This is a genomic window from Hymenobacter psychrotolerans DSM 18569, from assembly GCF_900142395.1.
Classification (GTDB): Bacteria; Bacteroidota; Bacteroidia; order Cytophagales; family Hymenobacteraceae; genus Hymenobacter; species Hymenobacter psychrotolerans.
Window position 1 is genome coordinate 88,161 of record NZ_FRAS01000007.1, and the last position, 18,378, is coordinate 106,538.

Here is an 18,378-nt window from a genome sequence, read left to right on the forward strand (position 1 = left end):
GAGGTGATGGGGTGAATGGTGATGAGGTGACAGGTAGATGGTGAGGTGTGATGGGGAATGATGGTGAGGGAGGAAAAGGCGGTCATTTCGAGCTTGCCGAGGAATCTCGCGTGCTGACTCCCGCGTGGTAATTACCACACTAGCGAGATTCCTCGGCAAGCTCGAAATGACGTTCTGCATTTCACCTCATCACCATTCACCTCATCACCTGTTACGTGTAACCTCATCACCTCAACCCCTATCTTCGCCCATCCCTCACCCCAATTCCTATTCCATGCAAACCCTCGACCAGTACAACTTTGCCGGGAAGCGCGCCGTGGTGCGTGTTGACTTCAACGTGCCGCTCGACAAAAGCTTCGCCATCACCGACGATACTCGTATTCGGGCGGCTACGCCTACCATCAAAAAGATTCTGGCCGATGGCGGCTCAGTAGTGCTGCTTTCCCACCTGGGCCGGCCCAAAGGCGGCCCCGAGGATAAATATTCGCTGCGACACATTGTGGCTCGCCTGAGCCAGGAGTACGGCCAGCAGGTGCAGTTTGCCGATGACGTGCTGAAGGCCCAGGAGCAGGCCCAGGCGCTGCAGCCCGGCCAGATTCTGCTGGTAGAAAACGTGCGCTTCTATGGCGAGGAAGAGAAAGGCGACGCGGCGTTTGCCGAAAAGCTGGCCCCGCTCGGCGACGTGTACGTGAACGACGCCTTCGGTGCTGCTCACCGCAAGCACGCCTCCACGGCCGTAATGGCCAGCCACTTCGCACCCGCTGACCGGGTGGCCGGCTACCTGCTGCAAAGCGAGCTGGACAACGCCAAAAAAGTGCTGGAGCACGCCGAACGGCCCTTCACGGCTATCATGGGCGGTGCCAAAATCTCGGACAAGATCATGCTGATTGAGAAGCTGCTCGACAAGGTGGATAACCTGCTGATCGGGGGCGGCATGGCCTACACGTTTGCCAAAGCGCAGGGCGGGCACATCGGCAGTTCGCTGCTGGAAGCCGACAAGATGGATCTGGCGCTGAGCCTGATTGAGAAGGCCAAGGCCAAAGGCGTAAACCTGATGCTACCCACCGACAGCCTCATTGCCGACAAATTCGCCAACGACGCCCAGACGAAGGTGGCCTCGAACAGCGAAATTCCCGATGGCTGGATGGGCCTCGACCTGGGCCCCGAGTCCAGCAAGGCGTTTGCCGAAGTGGTGCGTCAGTCGAAAACCATTCTCTGGAACGGCCCGATGGGCGTGTTTGAGATGAGCAACTTCGCCAAAGGCACCAGGGCCGTAGCCAAAGCCATTGCCGAGGCCACCGAAGCCGGCGCGTTCAGCCTCATTGGGGGCGGCGACTCGGCGGCGGCTGTCAACCAGATGGGCTTTTCGGAGCAGGTGAGCTACATCAGCACCGGCGGCGGCGCGCTGCTGGAGTACATGGAAGGCAAAGAGCTGCCCGGCGTAGCGGCGCTGGAAGGACGGTAGATAGTATAGAAGTCAGATACAAGAAATGAGAGGTGAGACTTTCGTTCTGTTAGCCCAACCGGGTTCTTAGAACGAAAGTCTCACCTCTCATTTCTTGTATCTGACTTCTGTTAGATAAAATCTAATTCACGTAGGGCATTTCCAGGTCCTGGCCCATGCTGCGTAGCGTGTCGGTGGAAAGGCGGCCGGTGAGGCGGGTGGCGCGGGTGCGGGCTTCGGTAGCGGACAGCACGTCGAGGCTGTGGAGCCAGTCGAGGCGGCTGAGCTGCATCTCAATGGGTGCCAGTGGGTTGATCTGCCCGTACTCGTGGCGGAGGTAGTTTTTGGTGCGGTGTTCCAGCGCCCGCGCGAAACCCTCCAGGGCATCCTGCTCGGCGGCACGGTCGGCCAGGATGACGCTGGAACGGGACGTCAGGAGCACAAACTCGCGCCACTGATGCTGCCAGCCATACCAGACGTATGCGCCCAGGCCGCCACCCAAACCCAGAAACCACAGCCAGAAATCCACGACAAATGAAGCGTCCTGGTGGTGGTCGAGGGTGAAGGTGAAGAGCAGCCAGCAGACAATGCCCAGCAGGCTCAGCAGCTTGTTGCGCGGCACGCTGCGGCGGCGCTCTACGCGCACCGGCAGAATTTCTTCGTAGGGCAGCTCTACTTCCAGCACCGCCCGGCCCGAGGCCTGACGCTGGCAGATGTAGAAGCCGTGCTGGCGCAGGGCTAGCTGAGTACTGCCGGCCCACAGCCGGCGTTGTTCAAGGTGCATCAATCAGGCAGGAAAGCAGCGGCACAGGCCGCCACGGAGTTAAAACAAGCCAGCCCCCGCATAGCGCGAGCTAGCTGAACGTGAAGGGACTGGGCGTGAAGCACAGCACAAAAATAGCCAGCATCAGCCAGCCCAGCACCTTGCGGCCGGGGGAAAGCGGCGTTTCATCGAGGGCCGGCGGGTGAAAAATGCCCATCACCCGGCTCAGGAGCAACCCGAATACCAGCCAGCCCGGGTTGCCGAGAATGCCCGGCCAGGCTACCGCACACGCCAACTGCGCGGCCCACACGCCCACACTCAGGTGCAGCGCGCGGCGCGGCGTAGGCACCACCCGCCGCAGCACCAGAAACAGGTAGCCGAAGTAAGGCAGGCCCCAGTAGAGCCACTCCCGGCCGGTGGTTTGCAGCGAAAATAGCCCCAATCCGGCATAAAAGATAAAGCCGATGAACAGCACCGCCGACAGCCGGTTGAAGCGCTGCGCCCCCAGCAGCCCGTACAGAATATGCCCTCCATCAAGCTGGCCGATAGGCAACAGGTTGAGCGCCGTGAAGAACAATGCCAGCGCCCCGGCCAGCAGCACCGGGTAATGGGTTAATTCGTTGGGGTGGGGCAGTCGGGCCGGGTCCGCAAACAGGTATTCGAGGCCCTGATAAAGCAGCGGCTTGGCCAGTGTCAGGCCCTGGCCGCCCTGGTACACGTAGCGGGCATAGTCGGCGCCATATTGCTGATATTCCGGGTGAACCTGAAAGACGTACTCAGCAGGCGGCAGACTCAGAAAGCCGTAAATCAGCACCGGCACGGCCACCAGAAATCCGGCCAGCGGCCCCGCCAGTCCAATATCGAAAAACTCGCGCCGCGAGAAAATCCGGTCCTTGATGCGGATGACAGCCCCGAACGTGCCGATGGTGCTGAACAGGCCCGTGAAAAACGGAATGAAAAAGGGCAGCGAAGCCCGCACACTGTTGCGCCGCGCCGTGAAGTAGTGCCCGAACTCATGCACCGCCAGCACCCCCAGAAACGGCACGGAAAACCACAGCCCCCGCAAAATTTCAGCCTGCGTAAGTGTTGGCGAGCCGAACGTGAAGTTGCCCGTCATCCACTCGGCGCCGGCCAGCGTAGTCGTGAGCAGCGTCAGCAGGAACAGGCCCAGGTGCAGCGCATAGCGGCGCCAGCGCGGTGGCTCGGGCTTCTCGTAGCGGGTAAAGGCGGCCTCAATGTCCTCCAGGGGCGGCAGAGGGCGCGAGGGCGCGTCAGGAAAGGGGAGGGGCGGAGTATTCTCGGTCGGGGAAGGCACGGAGGGCAGCGGGCAGAGCGTCGGTGAGAGTGAGCGGCGGAGCCAGGAACAGCGTGTGCAGCCCCAGCCGGCGGGCCGTTTCTATGTGTTGAAAACTGTCCTCGATGAAAAGAGTTTCTTCGGCTTTCCAGTTCATCTCGCGGAGCGCGTGCCGGAAAATCTCCTCGCCGGGCTTGCGCAGCCCTACCTGCTGCGAGTAGAAGACTCGGTCCAGGCAGTCGGCAATACCGTGCTCGAAGCCGTATTGCGTGCGCAGCACCTGGTTGATCTGCTCAATATGAATCTGGTTGGTGTTGGAAAGTAGCGCCGTCTGGTAGCCCTCGGCGCGCAGCCCGGCAATCAGGGCCAGCCGGTCGGCGGGCACGTCCAGCAGCAGCGCGTTCCATGCAGCGTCCAGCTCCTCGTCGGTGGCGTCGAGCTCGTAGGCCGTGCGCAGCCCGTCGCGGAACTCCTGCGGCGTCAGGCGCCCGGTTTCCATCAGATCAAACAGCTCCGACTGGGCCGCCTGTGTAAACTCGATGGTGCTGCCGTGCCGGTTGAGGCGGCGCATGGCCTCCAGCGTGCGTTGGTAGTCGATGTTGATGATGACGCCGCCGAAGTCGAAGAGCAGATGGGGAAGTTTTCCGGGCATGAAAAGTGAAAAAGGGAGCTGCCGAGCCAGCGAAAGGCAGCGCCTGCTACCGTAGCCGACACTCATTTCACTATTTACTGCGCTCCAATTGCAAATACGGCCACAAACTTCGAAGTTTGCACCGTCGAAATCAATGAAACAAGTAATTGGTTTGGCACCGGGCCTATAGCTCAATCGGTTAGAGCAACTGACTCATAATCAGTAGGTCACTGGTTCGATTCCAGTTGGGCCCACAGTCAAAAACCCGCTTTATACGTGTGTAGGGCGGGTTTTTACATTTTGCCGGTAGCGGGAAAATGTGTTTGGCTGAGTTGATTTGTGGGCGGGGCAACACAACCAGGCCTTCCTATATTCGCCCTGCGCATACGGTGATGGATTTCCACCGCGAACCGCCGAAGCTTCGTGCTTTGCGCTGATGATTCCTACTGAGCGGACAGCCAAGGCGGCTGCCCGGGTAGTTTGTCATATAGTTCGATTATGCTTCACCGTTCCGATTGGTTTCGCCAGCTTCCTGACCCTTTGCGCCGCCTGCAGGCCGTAGCTGCCCTCGTCTTTCTGCTGCGCTGGCTGCTGATTAGTGGGCTGGTTGGGGGCCTGGCCGGGTCGGCTTCGGCGCTGTTTCTGGTGGCGCTTGACTACATGACGGACTGGCGCGAGCTGCAGCCGTGGGTGCTGTGGCTGCTGCCGCTGGCCGGCCTGGGTATCGGGCTGACTTATCACTATGTCGGTGGGCAGGCGGCGCGCGGCAACAACCTTTTACTGGAGCAGATTCACGCACCCCAGGCCCCGATTCCGCTGCGCATGGTGCCGCTGGTGCTGGGCGGTACGCTGCTCACGCACCTCGTGGGCGGCTCGGCGGGCCGCGAAGGAACCGCCGTACAGATGGGCGGCGCGCTGGCCGATCAGCTCACGCGGCTGTTTCGCCTGCGCCCGCGCGACCGGCGCCTGCTGCTGCTGGCGGGCATGAGTGCGGGGTTTGCGTCGGTATTCGGCACGCCGCTGGCCGGCGCGGTGTTCGGGCTGGAAGTGGTGCGGCTGGGCGCTATCCGCTACGACGCCGTGCTGCCTGCCTTTCTGGCCGCCATCAGCGCCGACTTCGTGACGCGGGCCTGGGGCGTGGGACATACCGCGTATCCGCAGCTGGCGGCATTGCCGCTCACGCCGCTGGCGTTTGGCTGCGCGCTGCTGGCCGGGGCGTTGTTTGGAGTGGTGGCCCGGAGCTTCGCTACGCTCACGCACTGGCTGAGCCGGCAGTTCGGGCGTATTTCCTATGCGCTGCTGCGGCCTGTGCTGGGCGGCCTGCTGCTGCTGGCGGTAGTAGGGGCGCTGGGCACCACCCGCTACCTGGGCCTGGGCGTGCCGGTTATCGTGGCCGCGTTTCAGGAGCCGCTGGGCCCTTCGGACTTCATCTGGAAGCTGCTCCTCACAGCCCTGACCCTAAGCTGCGGCTTCAAAGGTGGGGAAGTGACGCCGCTATTTTTCATCGGGGCTACGCTGGGCTCGGCGCTAGCGGTGGTGCTGCCGCTGCCGGTGGCGCTGCTGGCGGCCATGGGGTTTGTGGGCGTGTTTGCGGGGGCGGCCAATACGCCGCTGGCCTGCCTGCTGATGGGCCTGGAGCTGTTTGGGGTGCAGGGAGCCGCGTATCTGGCGCTGGCCTGCGTGGTGTCGTATCTGTTTTCGGGGCACACGGGCATCTACGGCGCGCAGCGCATTGGGCAGGCCAAGCACCTGCGCTTCGGGCGGCAGCAAGACCGGCGCCTGGAAGATCTGTAGCAGCGCAGTGGCGGCCGCAAGCACAAAGCTGTAGGTCGTAAAAGGAATTCTGTACATCCTTTCGGGGCCCGAGTTGGTTATTTGCAGATGAACCGCCGTGTGGCGTCCTCCTGTTTTTCCTTGCCATGAATACCTTGCCTATAACGCCTTCCGCCCCCGGTAGCGGCCCGGTTCCGCCGCTGGCCGCCGGGCCGGGCACCCAAACCGCCACCCTCGACATTGAGGGTATGACCTGCGCCTCGTGCGTGAACGTGGTGGAGCGGGCCCTGAGCCGTACGCCCGGCGTGCAGCGCGCCACCGTGAACCTGGCCACCGAGAAAGCCACCGTCGAGTTTGAGCCGGCCCTCACCAGCCGCGCCGGCCTGCGGGCGGTAGTGGAGCAGGCTGGCTACACCGTACACGAGCCGGCTGCCCAGGCGCAGCCCAGCCCGCTGGCCTCCGACGAAGAACTGGCCCAGCGCAAAGCCGACGCCTATGCCCGCCTCAAGCGCCGCTTTCAGGTGGCCGTGGTGCTGGCCGTGGTTATCATGCCCCTGAGCATGCTCATGCTGTGGCCGGCCCTGATGAGCCACATTTCTATGCCGGTGCTCAACTACGTGCTGCTGCTGCTGACGCTGCCCGTGCTGCTCTATAGTGGCCGCGAATTCTACGTGTCGGCGTGGAACAGCCTGCGCCACCGCACCGCCAGCATGGATACGCTGATTGCCGTGGGCACGGGCGCAGCGTTTCTGTACAGTGTGGCCGCTACCGTGGCGCCCCGCTTCTTCATGGCCCGCGGCCTGATGCCCGACGTGTACTACGATACTACCGCCACCATCATTGCTCTGATTCTGCTGGGCAAGGTGCTGGAAAGCCGCGCCAAGCTCAAAACGTCGGCCGCCATCAAAGCCCTGATGGGCCTGCAGGCCAAAACGGCCCGCGTAATGCGTGGTGGGCAGGAAGTCGATATTCCGATTGAGCAGGTGCTGCCCGGCGACGAAGTGCTGGTGCGGCCCGGCGAGAAGGTAGCCACCGACGGCGTCATGATCAGCGGCCACTCTGCCCTCGACGAGTCGATGCTGACCGGGGAAAGCCTGCCCGTGGAGAAAACGGCCGGCGACGCCGTGTTTGGGGCTACGCTCAACAAAACCGGCGCCTTCCGCTTCCGGGTCACGAAAGTAGGCGCTGAAACCATGCTGGCCCAGATTGTGAAGCTGGTGGAAGAAGCCCAGGGCAGCCGCGCGCCCATTCAGCGCCTCGCCGACAAAGTAAGCGCGGTATTTGTGCCGGTGGTTATCATTCTAGCCATCATCACCTTCGTGGCATGGTTTAATCTGGCCGAACCCGGGCATCGCCTGCCCTTGGCGCTGGTCAATTTCGTGGCCGTGCTCATCATTGCGTGTCCCTGCGCGTTGGGGCTGGCCACGCCCACGGCCATCATGGTCGGGACGGGAAAAGGAGCGGAGAAAGGCGTGCTGATTCGCAACGCTGAGGCGCTGGAAAAGGCCCACGAGGTAGATACCGTGCTGCTCGACAAAACCGGCACTATCACCCGCGGGGAGCCGGCCGTTACGGATTTCGTGCCCGCTGCCGGTGCGTCTGATCCGGGGCTGGTGCTGCAGCAACTGGCCGCCGTGGAGCGGCAGTCGGAGCACCCACTGGCGGAGGCCGTGGTGCAGTACGCCGGACAGCAGGGCGCGGAAATACTGTCGGCTACGGGCTTTCGGGCGCACGAAGGCCGTGGCGCGGAAGCCATGGTAGACGGGCAGGCCGTGCTGATTGGCAACCGTCGGCTGCTCACCGAAAACAATATCCAGCTGACCCCGGAGCTGGAGCAGGCCGCCGCACAGCTGCTCGATCAGGCCAAAACCGTCCTCTACGCGGCGCTCAACGGCCAGGCCGTAGCCCTCTTCGGCGTAGCCGATACCGTGCGCGACTCATCGGCGCAGGCCATCCGACGGCTGCAGAGCGCCGGTATTGAGGTGGTGATGATGACCGGCGACAACCAGCAAACGGCCGCCAAAGTAGCCGGGCAAGTGGGCATCCGGCGCTTTTATGCCGAAGTGCTGCCGCAGGACAAGGCCGGGAAAGTGAAGGAGCTGCAGGCCGAAGGCCGCACGGTGGCCATGGTCGGCGACGGTATAAACGATGCACCCGCGCTGGCCCAGGCAGATATCGGCCTGGCCATCGGCTCGGGCGCTGATGTGGCCATGGAAGCGGCCGGCATCACGCTTATGCGCTCCGATCTGCAGGGCGTGGTCACGGCCATCGAACTGTCGCGGAAAACCATGCGCACCATCCGGCAGAACCTGTTTTTCGCCTTCATCTACAACACGCTGGGCATTCCGGTAGCGGCGGGGCTGCTGTATCCGGTTACGGGCTGGCTGCTCTCGCCCATGCTGGCCGCCGCCGCCATGGCGCTTAGCTCGGTTTCCGTGCTCACCAACTCGCTCCGGCTGCGCGCCGCCCGCGTCTGACCAGTAGCCACATGCTGCTGCCCTTGCGGCGGCTCACCTTCCGTATTTCTTACTTATGGATGCTTCCCAGATTCTCGTCACGCTGGCCGGTAGCGGCCTGATTGGCTTTGTGGTGTGGTTTTTCTTTTTCGCCCCGCACCAGCGCGTAGCGGCTGCCACCAGTGGCGGCATGCAGCAGGTAGACATTCGCGTGAAAGGCGGCTACTCGCCCGATGTAATTGAGGTGGAGCGGGGCCAGCCCGTGCAGCTCCACTTCTACCGCGACGAAGACAACAGCTGTTCCGAAGAGCTGCTGCTGCCCGATTTCAACATCCGCCGGGAGCTGCCGCCCTTCCAGACCACCACCATAGAGCTGCTGCCCCGGCAGGCCGGCACCTACGAATTCAGCTGCGGCATGCACATGCTGCGCGGTCGTCTCGTCGTCAACTAGTAGCTTAGGGCAAGGAAGTCAGGCTGCCTGCGTCCGGGCTTGCGCCGGGCTGATAAGAACCTGCTGATTTTCAGCGCAAGCCCCGCACGAGCTGGGCGGCAGCCGTCTTACTTCCCTGTTAGTTGCATGGCCAAAGGAAACAAGCGCATTTCCATTTCCGACTTAGCGGAGCAGCTGGGGCTGTCTATTTCCACTATTTCCAGGGCCCTGAACAATGCTTCCGACGTCAGTGAAGCTACCAAGCAGCAGGTGTGGGCGCTGGCCGAAAAGCTGAACTATCGGCCCAATACCCTGGCTGCCGCCCTGCGCAAGGGCCGCAGCAACATGCTGGGCGTAATTGTGCCGCACATCAACGGCGCATTTTTTCCGGCCGTAGTGCATGGCATCGAGGAAGTGGCCAGCAAGGCGGGCTTCAGCGTCATGATCTGCCAGTCGAACGAGGAGGAGGCGCAGGAAAAAAAGCACGTGGAAGCCCTGCTAAACGCGCAGGTAGACGGCGTGCTGGTGTCTATGTCGAACACCACGCGCGAGATGAGCCACTTCGAGAAGGTGCGCCATCAGGCCACGCCGCTGGTGTTTTTCGACCGGATGCCGGACCTGCCCAACGCCTGCGGCGTAGTCGTGGACGATTACCGGGGCGCTTATCAGGCTGTGGAGCACCTTATTCGGCAGGGATGCCGCCGGATAGCGCACCTGGCCGGGCCGCAAAGCATCAATACCACCTTCAACCGCCACCGCGCCTACCACGATGCGCTGCTGGCCCACAACCTGCCCTACGACGAGCAGCTGGTGCTGCCGCTGAGCGGCTCCGGCACGGCGGCCGGCGCGGCGGCCATGCAAGAGCTGCTCACCCGCCGCCCACTGCCCGACGCCGTGTTTTCGGCCTACGATTTTGCGGCGGCCGGGGCGCTGCAGGCCCTGGAAGCCCACGGCCTGCAGGTGCCGCACGATGTGGCGCTGGTAGGGTTCAGCAACGAGCCGTTCACGACCATGATCAAGCCGCAGCTGACCTCTATTGACCAGCGCGGGCAATTGATGGGGGAGGTGGCCGTGCAGCTGTTTCTGCAGATCCTGAAGCGCACGGAGTATTTCACCGGGCAGCGCATCGTGCTCAAGCCCACGCTGGTTGTGCGGGGTTCCTCTGTGCGGCAGAAGTAGCGCCCGGCGGCATTCTAACTGATTTTCTGACCCAAAAAAGCGGCCCGGCCGGCTCCTGATGAGCCAGACCGGACCGCCTGTTGCTGCTGGGCGAGGCGCTCGACGGGCCTACCAGTAGAAAGTGTAGAGGCCGGTGAGCAGCGTCACGATGACCAGCGCGCCGATGATGAAGCTGCGCTGCGGCCGGAACATGCTGGCGTCTACTTCCAGGCCGTTGGTTTTCACGCCCCGGCTGGTTTCCACGAGGCTGATAACCACCATGAAAGCCACGCAGATCAGGAACACGAAGCCCATCCGGTCGAGGAAGGGAATTTCGTACAGCCCTTCGGCATTCTTCACCGCAAAGCCCATCGGCGCGAGGAACGACAGGTCGGCGAAGCCAGGCAGCAGCTTCAGAATCACGGACAGCACAAAGCCGCCGATGGTGGCGAAAAGAGCGGCCGAGGAAGTGGTTTTTTTCCAGAAGAAGCCCAGGATGAACATGGCAAAAATACCCGGCGACACAAAGCCCGTGTACTCCTGAATAAACTCGAAACCGCCTTTCTTGTCGATGCCCAGGTGAGGCGCAATCAGTACGCCCAGCACCATGGCCACGACTACGGCAATCTTGCCTACGTTCACCAGCCGCTTCTCCGAAGCCTCCGGGTTGAAGACCTTCTTGTAGATGTCGAGGGTGAAAATGGTGGCAATGGAGTTGGCTTTGCCGGCCAGTGAGGCCACTACGGCCGCCGTGAGGGCCGCAAAGGACAGGCCTTTGAGGCCGCTGGGCAGAATGTTGAGCAGCACGGGGTAGGCACGGTCGGGGTTCAGGTCGGCGCCCGCACCAAACTCGGCCGGGCCGAATACCCCCTGCTTGTAGAGCACGTAGGCCGCAATGCCCGGCAGCACCACAATCACCGGCATCAGCAGCTTGAGGAAAGCGGCGAACAGCAGGCCGGAGCGGGCAGTAGGCAGGTCGGCACCGAGGGCGCGCTGCGTGATGTACTGGTTGCAGCCCCAGTAGTTGAGGTTCACAATCCACATGCCGCCAAGCAGGACCGTGAGGCCCGGCAGCGCGCTGTAGCTGGGGTTTTCCTCATGCAGAATCATGTGGAAGTGGTCGTTGGCCTGCTCACTCATGAGGCGGAAGCCGGAAACCACACCCGACTCGCCGAAGTGGTCGGCTACCAGGTTCAGGGCCAGATAAGTGGTAGCCAGGCCGCCCAGAATCAGGAAAAACACCTGAATCACGTCGGTGAAGCCGATAACCTTCATGCCGCCGAGGGTGATGATGATGGCAAACGCTGCCAGGGCGTAGAGGCAGAAATCAAGGTTGAGGCCCGAAATGCTGCTCACGGCAATGGCCCCGAGGTAGAGAATGGACGTCAGGTTGACCACCACGTAGAGCATCAGCCAGAAAATGGCCATAATCATGGCCACAGTGCCGTTGTAGCGCTGGTGCAGGAACTGCGGCATCGTGAAGATCTTGTTCTTCAGGTACACCGGAATGAAGAAGATGGCCACGATGATGAGCGTCAGGGCCGCCATCCATTCATAGGTGGCAATGGCCAGGCCCATCTTGAAGCCCGAGCCGGACATGCCCACAAACTGCTCGGCCGAGATGTTGGAGGCAATCAGCGACGAGCCGATGGCCCACCACGTCAGGGAGCCTTCGGCCAGGAAATAGTCTTTCGAATCCCCTTCCGCTGTGCCGTCGTGGCCGGTTTTGCGGCGGTAGATCCAGATGCCGTAGCCGGCCACAATCAGAAAGTAGATGAAGAAGACGACGTAGTCGAAGGTAGAGAGCTGGTGCTGCATAGCGGACGTACGGGGAGAAGTAGACACAAACAGGGCGAGGCCGCAGCCTCGCCCTGATGCATGGAAAGCGCCTAAATATAGCGGTTAATCAGGTTCTCCAGGTACTCCTGCTTGCCGCTGCGTACTTCCGGCTCGCCATTCTCGGCGGCATAGTCGCGCAGCTGCTCCAGCGTGAGCTGGCCCTGCTCAAACGCCTGCCCGGCGCCCGAGTCGAACGAGGCGTAGCGCTCCTGCCGGATCTTGCGGTAGTCCGACTTCTGCAGAATGTTGTCGGCAGTGATGAGGGCGCGGGCGAAGATGTCCATGCCGCCCACGTGGGCGTGGAACAGGTCGACCGGGTCGGTGGAGTTGCGGCGGATTTTGGCGTCGAAGTTGATGCCGCCGCCCTGCAGTCCGCCGGCTTCCAGAATCACGAGCATGGATTCGGTCAGCTCGTAGATGTCGTTCGGGAACTGGTCGGTGTCCCAGCCGTTCTGGTAGTCGCCGCGGTTAGCGTCAATGCTGCCCAGCAGGCCCGCGTCAGCGGCTACCTGCAGCTCGTGCTGGAACGTGTGGCCGGCCAGCGTGGCGTGGTTCACTTCCAGGTTCAGCTTGAAGTCGTCGAGCAAATCGTACTGGCGCAGGAACCCGATGACGGTGGCCGCGTCGTAGTCGTACTGGTGCTTGGTGGGCTCCATCGGCTTGGGCTCGATGAAGAACGTGCCGGTGAAGCCGTTGCGGCGGGCGTAGTCTTTGGCCGTGTGCAGGAACTTGGCGAAGTGCTCCTGCTCGCGCTGCATGTTGGTGTTGAGCAGGGTCATGTAGCCTTCGCGGCCCCCCCAGAATACGTAGTTCTCGCCGCCCAGCTCAATGGTAGCATCAATAGCGGCTTTCACCTGCGCCGCGCCGTGGGCCAGCACGTGGAAATCGGGGTTGGTGCTGGCGCCGTTCATGTAGCGGCGGTGCGAGAAGAGGTTGGCCGTGCCCCACAGCAGCTTGAGGCCGGTTTCCTGCTGCTTCTGCTTGGCATACTGCACCATGGTCTGCAGCCGCCGCTCATTTTCGGCAATGTCGTTGCCGTAGTCCACCACGTCCACGTCGTGGAAGCAGTAGTAGGGCAGGTTCAGCTTGGTCAGGAACTCGAAGGCGGCATCCATCTTGGCTTTGGCGCGCGCAATCGGGTCGGAGTTGGTGTCCCAGGGGAAGAGGTGGGTGGCTTCGCCGAAGGGGTCGGCGCCGGAGCCGTTGAACGAGTGCCAGTAGGCCCCGGCGAAGCGCAGCCACTCTTTCATGGGCTTGCCGGCCACTACGCGCTGCTCATCATACCAGCGGAACGCCAGCGGGTTATCGGATTCCAGCCCTTCGAACTGAATCTGCGGGATAGAGGAAAACAGGGAATTCTTTTCAAGCACGGAGCTCATGGCACGAAGTGGTTAGAAGAGTGAAAGGTGTAGTAGGCCCGGCTAGCGGGCAACGGAATCGGGGAGGAGGGCCGGGGCAGCCGGCGGGTGCAGATGGCGCAGCAGCAGCTCTTTCCAGCGCTGATAGCCGGCTTCATAGGCGGCCGTCTGGTGGTCGTCGGGCCGGATGGTGCGCAGCGGCTGCATGTGGTGAAAGGCTTCGGCGGGAGTAGCGTACACGCCCGCCCCGATGCCGGCCCCCAGCGCCGCGCCCACGCTGCCATCGGTCTGGTGTAGCTCCACGGCCAGACCGGTGCTGTTCACGAAAGCCTGCGTGAAAACGTCGCTCAGGAACATGTTGGTGTAGCCGGCTTTCACCACGGTAGGGTGGAGGCCGCCTTCCCTCATCAGATCCAGGCCGTAGCGAAACGCAAACGCCACGCCTTCCTGCGAGGCCCGCAGCATGTGCGCCGGGCCGTGCTGGTTGAGGTCGAGGCCGTGGAAATGCGCGCCAACGGGCTGGTTGGCCAGCATCCGCTCCACGCCGTTGCCGAAGGGCAGGCACAGCAGGCCTTCGGAGCCGGGCGCAATGGCCGCGGCCCGCTCGTTGGCTTCCGGATAGGTTAGCTCGCGGGCCACGGTCTGCCTGGCCCAGCGGTTCATGCTGCCGGTGCCGTTGATGCAGAGCAGCACGCCCAGGCGTTGCTGCTCCCGCGTATGATTAACGTGCGCAAACGGATTCACGCGCGACTGCGCATCCACAAACAGCTGGTCCGTAACGGCGTAAATCACGCCCGAGGTGCCGGCCGTAGCCGCTACTTCGCCGGGCCGCAGCACGTTCAGGGACAGGGCGTTGTTGGGCTGGTCGCCGGCTTTGTAGGTTACCGGAATGCCGGCCCGCAGGCCCAGCTCCTCGGCTACCGTTTCGCGCACGTAGCCGTGCGGCGCAAATACGTCGTGCACCGGCGGAATCAGGCTCTTGTCGAAACCGAAGAAGCCGAACACCTCCTCCGACAGCGCATGGCGCTCAAAATCCCAGAAAATACCTTCCGACAGCGCCGAAATGCTGGTCGTGGACTCGCCCGTGAGCTGCAGCGCCAGAAAGTCGCCGGGCAGCATAATCCTGTCGATGCGGGCGTAGGTGTCGGGCTCGTGCTCTTTCACCCAGGCCAGCTTGGCCGCCGTGAAGTTGCCGGGCGAGTTCAGCAGATGGCGCTGGCAATACTCGGCCCCAATGCCCTGCTGGGCGGCCTCACCGTAGGGCACGGCCCGGCTGTCGCACCAGATAATGGCGTCGCGCAGCGGGTGATGCTCCTTGTCGACTACTACCAGGCCGTGCATCTGGTAGGCAATGCCGATGGCGCCGATGTCCTGCGGGTTGTAGCGCTGCGTGGCGTGGGCGTTGAGAATGGCCTGCCGGGCATCGAGCCACCACTGGCGCGGGTCCTGCTCGGCCCAGCCCGGCTGCCGCGTCAGAATCTCACGCTCCGTCTCGGGGTAGCTCACCGACGCCAGACACTGCTGGGTCTGGGCATCTACCACCGATACTTTAATGGACGAAGTGCCGAGGTCTATTCCGAGGAGAAGCATGGGAAATTGCGGGTAGAAGTAGGAGGGAAGCGGTGGCTGTGGTCGTTACTCGATGCGAAACCAGTCGATGTCGGCGTTGCCGGAGTCGTTGAACCTGGCGGCGCGGGTGCAGAACAGGCCCACTTTGGCCCCAATCCATTTGCCCTCCACAGCCTGAAACTCGGTGCCCAGCGGCTGGAACTGCTGCCCGTCGGAGCTGTAGCTGAACTGGCACTTGGCCCCCGGCTTCACGGCCACGCGCAGGTATATTGGTTGGTTGGGCTGCGGCACGGCTACCGGCGCCGTGGTGGTTTCGGGGCTGCCTTTATCGGCTTTGCGGCACACGCTCTGGCTGAGCTGCAGCTTGCCGCCCACGTTGGTCAGCGAGATATAGGCGTAGTCGAGGCCCATCATCACCAGTCCCAGCTTCTCGCCCCCGGCCCGCGACTGAAACGTGAGCTTGGTGGTGGCGGTGAAAGTTTCGGCGGGGAGCTTTTGCAGCAGCAGGTTGGGCAGCTGCCACAGGTTTTTGTAGTTCTCGGGCAGCGGCATGGCGTACAGGCGCAGGTAGCCCAGCGGCCCGTTCAGAAACGCCCAGTAGTCCTGCGGATTGGCGTGCCACTGCCACTGCAGGCCCAGTTGGTTGCTGCTAAACTCATCGGAAGTGGCGGGCGTGGCCAGCGGCTGGGCTTTGCCTTTGATGCGAGGTTTCCGATACGTCAGCACGGGCTGGCCTTTGCCGTCGCCGTCCGCGTCTTCGCCAATCACCGGCCAGTCGTTTTTCCAGACCATCGGCTGCAGATGCACGACGCGGCCGTAGGGGCCCTGGTCCTGGAAGTGCAGAAACCAGTCCTCGCCGGTGTTGGTATCGACCCAGGCGCCCTGGTGCGGGCCGTTGATGGGCGTTTTGCCCTGGTCCATCACAATCCGCTCTTCGTAGGGGCCATACACGCTTTTGGAGCGCAGCACCAGCTGCCAGCCGGTAGGTACGCCGCCGGCCGGCGCGAAAATGTAGTAGTAGCCGTTGCGCTTGTAGAACTTGGGACCTTCCAGCGTCGGATGCGCCGCGTGCCCGTCATACACCAGCGCATCGGGGCCGTGCTGGCTCAGGCCGTCGGCTGCCATCGGCGAAACTGCCAAGATGGTTTTGATGCCGGCCCGGGAACCCGCGAAACCGTGCACGAGGTAAGCTTTGCCATCCGTGTCCCAAAGCGGGCAGGGGTCAATCCAGCCGCTGGCCTCCTTGATGCAGACCGGCGTCGACCAGGGCCCGGCCGGGTTCTTCGCCTTGGTCACGAAGATGCCTAGGTCGGGGTCGGGGTAATAGATGTAGAATTCCTTGTTGTGGTAGCGCAGTGCCGGGGCCCAGACGCCGTTGCCGTGCTGCGGCTCGCGGTAGCGCAGTTTCGGCAGCTGCTCCTGAAAAGCCGCGCCAATAAGCGTCCAGTTCACCAGGTCGCGGGAGTGGAGAATCTGCAGGCCCGGGGCGGAGTTGAAACTGGAGGAAGTCAGGTAGAAGTCATCGCCTACCCGAATGGCATCGGGGTCAGAATAGTCGGCGTACAGCACGGGATTTTTGTAGCTGCCGTTGCCTAAGTCCGGCACCCACACTTTCGATAGGCTTGTCTGGGCCTGGCTTGCAGCAGGGGAAAGCATAGCCACTACCAGCCAGCAAAGACAGATGGCCGAAATAGAGAGAAGGCGCTGAAAGGGTGATTTGAACGTCATAGAGGTGGTAGGTGGAAGTCGGCAGCAAGGTCCGAAACGCAACCCACGTCTTAGGCTGAAGCAAATATAAAGTTTTCGGAAACGTTTCCGCTATGACGCGTGATTTTTTGTAAAAAAGCATCTTGAGTGGGTCGCACGCGTCCGGAAACGTTTCCGAATTAGTTTAAAAGTAAAGTCTGGATAGAAGAACCCTATCGGATCCAGCAGAGCTGTTGGCTTACTTGTACTGAGTAATTCATAAGGTAGAATCGTTGATTTGTGCGATATATGCCGCGTTTAGTGTCTGCTACCTTTACAATAACGTATGTTTCTTTGTAGGAATAAATGCTTGCACGTATGAAACCAATAGAATCGTCTGCTTTGGCTCTTCTGGATCTGCGGTGTCCCCGCTGCCACCAGGGCAACCTATTCTCAGCGCGGGCTTACTCTACCAGATTTGCGGAAATGCCGGCTCACTGCCCCGTCTGTAATGTCGCCTACGAACCCGAGCCCGGATTCTACTGGGGGGCCATGTTCGTGAGCTACGCGTTTTCAGTGGCCATTTTTGCGCTCGGCGGTGTCATCTGCTATTATCTGCTCAACGACCCCGATGTGTGGGTATATGTGCTCACCGTTGCTCTTATTGTTGTAACTACAATGCCTTTGGTGCTGCGCTACTCGCGTGCTCTTATGCTGTATCTGTTCGGTGGCATCCGCTACAATCCGCGCTACGGCAGCACTGCCCGCAACGACTCCGCCCCGCCCCGCTAGCCCAGCACAAGCAAGTCAGCTACAGAAAGGCCGCCATGCCCCGATTACCCTTCCAGGTAGCGGCGTGGCGGCCTTTCTGTAGCTTGCGCAGGAAACCAAGTGGTAGCTGCACGCCACTGGAAATGCCTCCGTATGAAAACGCCTGCTTTGCCGGTTCTGGCGCTGGACACTTTTCCGCACAAGCACAGCGCCCGGCAATACTACATAGAGCGGCTGGAGGTGCACGTGGGCCGGTTCCCGATAGTGCACGAGCCGCATGCCCACGACTTCTACCTGTTGCTTTATGTTACGCACGGCCAAGGCAGCCATACCATCGACCTGATAACGTATGACTTGCAGCCGGGAAGCCTGTTCTTTGTGGTGCCCGGTCAGGTGCATTCCTGGCAGCTGCCCGCCGATGCGCAAGGCTATATTCTGTTCTTCTCCGCCGGGTTCTACTTGCAGCAATACGCCGCAACCCGGCTAACCGAGTACCCGTTTTTCAATCCGGCCCACCAGCCAGTGCTATATCTGCCGCCCGATGAAGCCGATATTCTGACGCTTTTTCGGCGCATCTATACCGAAGAAGAGGCGCAGGCCCCCAACCACGCGGTGGTAGTAAGGGCCTACCTGTTTCTGATACTGGAGCTGGCCTCCCGCTCGTATGCCGGCGCTTTGCAGGCCCAGACTACGTACGGGCTGCTGCAGGTGCGCGAGTTTGGCCTGCTGCTCAACCAGTACTTTCGCGCCGAGAAAACGGTGCGCTACTACGCCGGGCGGCTGCACCTCACGCCCAATCATCTGAATGCTATTTGCCGGCGCATTCTCAACAAAACAGCCAGCCAGCTCATCCACGAGAGAGTAGTGATAGAGGCCAAACGGCTGCTGAGCCACTCGGCACAGACGGTAACGCAGGTTGCAGACGCACTGGGCTTCGACGATGCATCGTATTTCGCGCGCTACTTCCGCAAGTACACAGGCTCGGCGCCGGAAGCCTTCCGCCAGCAACTGCCTTAGCTGAGCAAGACCGGCCCATGTAAGGGGGCGTGTCTATCGGTCTGAGCCCTTTACTGTAGTATAGCACTATTCTAAGCGCGTATGATTCCGAAACTGAGAGGAAGAATGTGCCGGCTGCTTGTATAGGAAGGCCGCGGCTCTAAGTGGTTATATTGTTTTCGGGAATAGTTCAGTATATCAGCTAGTTGT

The 18,378-nt window shown here is 61.8% G+C and carries 14 protein-coding genes, 1 tRNA gene and 1 riboswitch; of the genes, 8 read left to right on the top strand and 7 right to left on the bottom strand.

What is annotated here, in order from left to right:
- Positions 1-274: 274 nt before the first annotated feature.
- Complete coding sequence (locus BUE15_RS08565) at positions 275-1,465, top strand: phosphoglycerate kinase (RefSeq protein WP_073283225.1); 1,191 nt, start codon at positions 275-277, stop codon at positions 1,463-1,465.
- Between the two features lie 121 nt (positions 1,466-1,586).
- Here the strand turns inward: BUE15_RS08565 and BUE15_RS08570 are convergent, their stop codons facing one another.
- From BUE15_RS08570 to BUE15_RS08580, 3 genes are all read right to left on the bottom strand, one after another.
- The gene (locus BUE15_RS08570; RefSeq protein WP_073283227.1) at positions 1,587-2,228 is read right to left on the bottom strand and encodes a hypothetical protein; all 642 of its coding nucleotides are present in this window, start codon (positions 2,226-2,228) and stop codon (positions 1,587-1,589) included.
- A gap of 70 nt (positions 2,229-2,298) precedes the next feature.
- Positions 2,299-3,522: a site-2 protease family protein gene (locus BUE15_RS08575; protein ID WP_244535919.1), complete on the bottom strand. Its 1,224-nt coding sequence runs from the start codon at positions 3,520-3,522 to the stop codon at positions 2,299-2,301.
- Positions 3,479-4,153 (bottom strand): HAD family hydrolase, encoded by a 675-nt coding sequence (locus BUE15_RS08580; protein ID WP_073283230.1) that lies wholly within the window; start codon positions 4,151-4,153, stop codon positions 3,479-3,481. Before BUE15_RS08580 ends, BUE15_RS08575 begins: the two co-directional genes overlap by 44 nt.
- 159 nt (positions 4,154-4,312) lie before the next feature.
- On the opposite strand from BUE15_RS08580, the gene BUE15_RS08585 reads away from it, so the two are divergent.
- The 5 genes from BUE15_RS08585 to BUE15_RS08605 all read left to right on the top strand — a co-directional run bounded on the left by BUE15_RS08585 (position 4,313) and on the right by BUE15_RS08605 (position 9,970).
- Positions 4,313-4,386: transfer RNA gene (locus tag BUE15_RS08585), tRNA-Ile, on the top strand.
- 125 nt (positions 4,387-4,511) lie between these two features.
- A riboswitch (Fluoride riboswitch) is annotated at positions 4,512-4,585 on the top strand.
- Positions 4,586-4,630: 45 nt separating this feature from the next.
- Positions 4,631-5,926, top strand: a complete 1,296-nt coding sequence (locus BUE15_RS08590; protein ID WP_073283232.1) for a chloride channel protein — start codon at positions 4,631-4,633, stop codon at positions 5,924-5,926.
- Between the two features lie 125 nt (positions 5,927-6,051).
- The gene (locus tag BUE15_RS08595; protein ID WP_073283235.1) at positions 6,052-8,382 is read left to right on the top strand and encodes a heavy metal translocating P-type ATPase; all 2,331 of its coding nucleotides are present in this window, start codon (positions 6,052-6,054) and stop codon (positions 8,380-8,382) included.
- A gap of 55 nt (positions 8,383-8,437) precedes the next feature.
- Positions 8,438-8,812: a cupredoxin domain-containing protein gene (locus tag BUE15_RS08600; RefSeq protein ID WP_073283238.1), complete on the top strand. Its 375-nt coding sequence runs from the start codon at positions 8,438-8,440 to the stop codon at positions 8,810-8,812.
- A gap of 126 nt (positions 8,813-8,938) precedes the next feature.
- Positions 8,939-9,970, top strand: a complete 1,032-nt coding sequence (locus BUE15_RS08605) for a LacI family DNA-binding transcriptional regulator (RefSeq protein ID WP_073283241.1) — start codon at positions 8,939-8,941, stop codon at positions 9,968-9,970.
- Between the two features lie 108 nt (positions 9,971-10,078).
- On the opposite strand, the gene BUE15_RS08610 is transcribed toward BUE15_RS08605, so the two are convergent.
- From BUE15_RS08610 to BUE15_RS08625, 4 genes are all read right to left on the bottom strand, one after another.
- On the bottom strand, positions 10,079-11,767 hold the full coding sequence (locus BUE15_RS08610; protein WP_073283244.1) for a sodium/sugar symporter: 1,689 nt from the start codon (positions 11,765-11,767) through the stop codon (positions 10,079-10,081).
- A gap of 71 nt (positions 11,768-11,838) precedes the next feature.
- Positions 11,839-13,167 (bottom strand): xylose isomerase, encoded by a 1,329-nt coding sequence (gene xylA / locus BUE15_RS08615; RefSeq protein ID WP_073283246.1) that lies wholly within the window; start codon positions 13,165-13,167, stop codon positions 11,839-11,841.
- A 42-nt stretch (positions 13,168-13,209) separates the two neighbouring features.
- A complete protein-coding gene (locus BUE15_RS08620) occupies positions 13,210-14,736 on the bottom strand; it encodes a xylulokinase (protein ID WP_073283249.1) in 1,527 nt (508 codons plus the stop codon).
- 45 nt (positions 14,737-14,781) lie between these two features.
- Entirely contained in the window at positions 14,782-16,371 is a 1,590-nt protein-coding gene (locus BUE15_RS08625) for a glycoside hydrolase family 43 protein (RefSeq protein ID WP_073283432.1), read from the bottom strand.
- Between the two features lie 516 nt (positions 16,372-16,887).
- Here BUE15_RS08625 and BUE15_RS08630 point away from each other — a divergent pair.
- Together BUE15_RS08630 and BUE15_RS08635 are read left to right on the top strand one after the other, a co-directional pair.
- Positions 16,888-17,193: a DUF983 domain-containing protein gene (locus tag BUE15_RS08630; protein WP_084548923.1), complete on the top strand. Its 306-nt coding sequence runs from the start codon at positions 16,888-16,890 to the stop codon at positions 17,191-17,193.
- A 132-nt stretch (positions 17,194-17,325) separates the two neighbouring features.
- On the top strand, positions 17,326-18,189 hold the full coding sequence (locus BUE15_RS08635; protein WP_073283255.1) for an AraC family transcriptional regulator: 864 nt from the start codon (positions 17,326-17,328) through the stop codon (positions 18,187-18,189).
- Positions 18,190-18,378 lie beyond the last annotated feature (189 nt).

Coding starts and splice junctions, on each gene's coding strand:
- xylA (WP_073283246.1), bottom strand. CDS start 13,167: ATGAGCTCCGTGCTTGAAAAGAATTCCCTGTTTTCCTCTATCCCGCAG.
- BUE15_RS08580 (WP_073283230.1), bottom strand. CDS start 4,153: ATGCCCGGAAAACTTCCCCATCTGCTCTTCGACTTCGGCGGCGTCATC.
- BUE15_RS08610 (WP_073283244.1), bottom strand. CDS start 11,767: ATGCAGCACCAGCTCTCTACCTTCGACTACGTCGTCTTCTTCATCTAC.
- BUE15_RS08565 (WP_073283225.1), top strand. CDS start 275: ATGCAAACCCTCGACCAGTACAACTTTGCCGGGAAGCGCGCCGTGGTG.
- BUE15_RS08600 (WP_073283238.1), top strand. CDS start 8,438: ATGGATGCTTCCCAGATTCTCGTCACGCTGGCCGGTAGCGGCCTGATT.
- BUE15_RS08570 (WP_073283227.1), bottom strand. CDS start 2,228: ATGCACCTTGAACAACGCCGGCTGTGGGCCGGCAGTACTCAGCTAGCC.
- BUE15_RS08625 (WP_073283432.1), bottom strand. CDS start 16,371: ATGCTTTCCCCTGCTGCAAGCCAGGCCCAGACAAGCCTATCGAAAGTG.
- BUE15_RS08630 (WP_084548923.1), top strand. CDS start 16,888: ATGCCGGCTCACTGCCCCGTCTGTAATGTCGCCTACGAACCCGAGCCC.
- BUE15_RS08595 (WP_073283235.1), top strand. CDS start 6,052: ATGAATACCTTGCCTATAACGCCTTCCGCCCCCGGTAGCGGCCCGGTT.
- BUE15_RS08605 (WP_073283241.1), top strand. CDS start 8,939: ATGGCCAAAGGAAACAAGCGCATTTCCATTTCCGACTTAGCGGAGCAG.
- BUE15_RS08590 (WP_073283232.1), top strand. CDS start 4,631: ATGCTTCACCGTTCCGATTGGTTTCGCCAGCTTCCTGACCCTTTGCGC.
- BUE15_RS08635 (WP_073283255.1), top strand. CDS start 17,326: ATGAAAACGCCTGCTTTGCCGGTTCTGGCGCTGGACACTTTTCCGCAC.
- BUE15_RS08620 (WP_073283249.1), bottom strand. CDS start 14,736: ATGCTTCTCCTCGGAATAGACCTCGGCACTTCGTCCATTAAAGTATCG.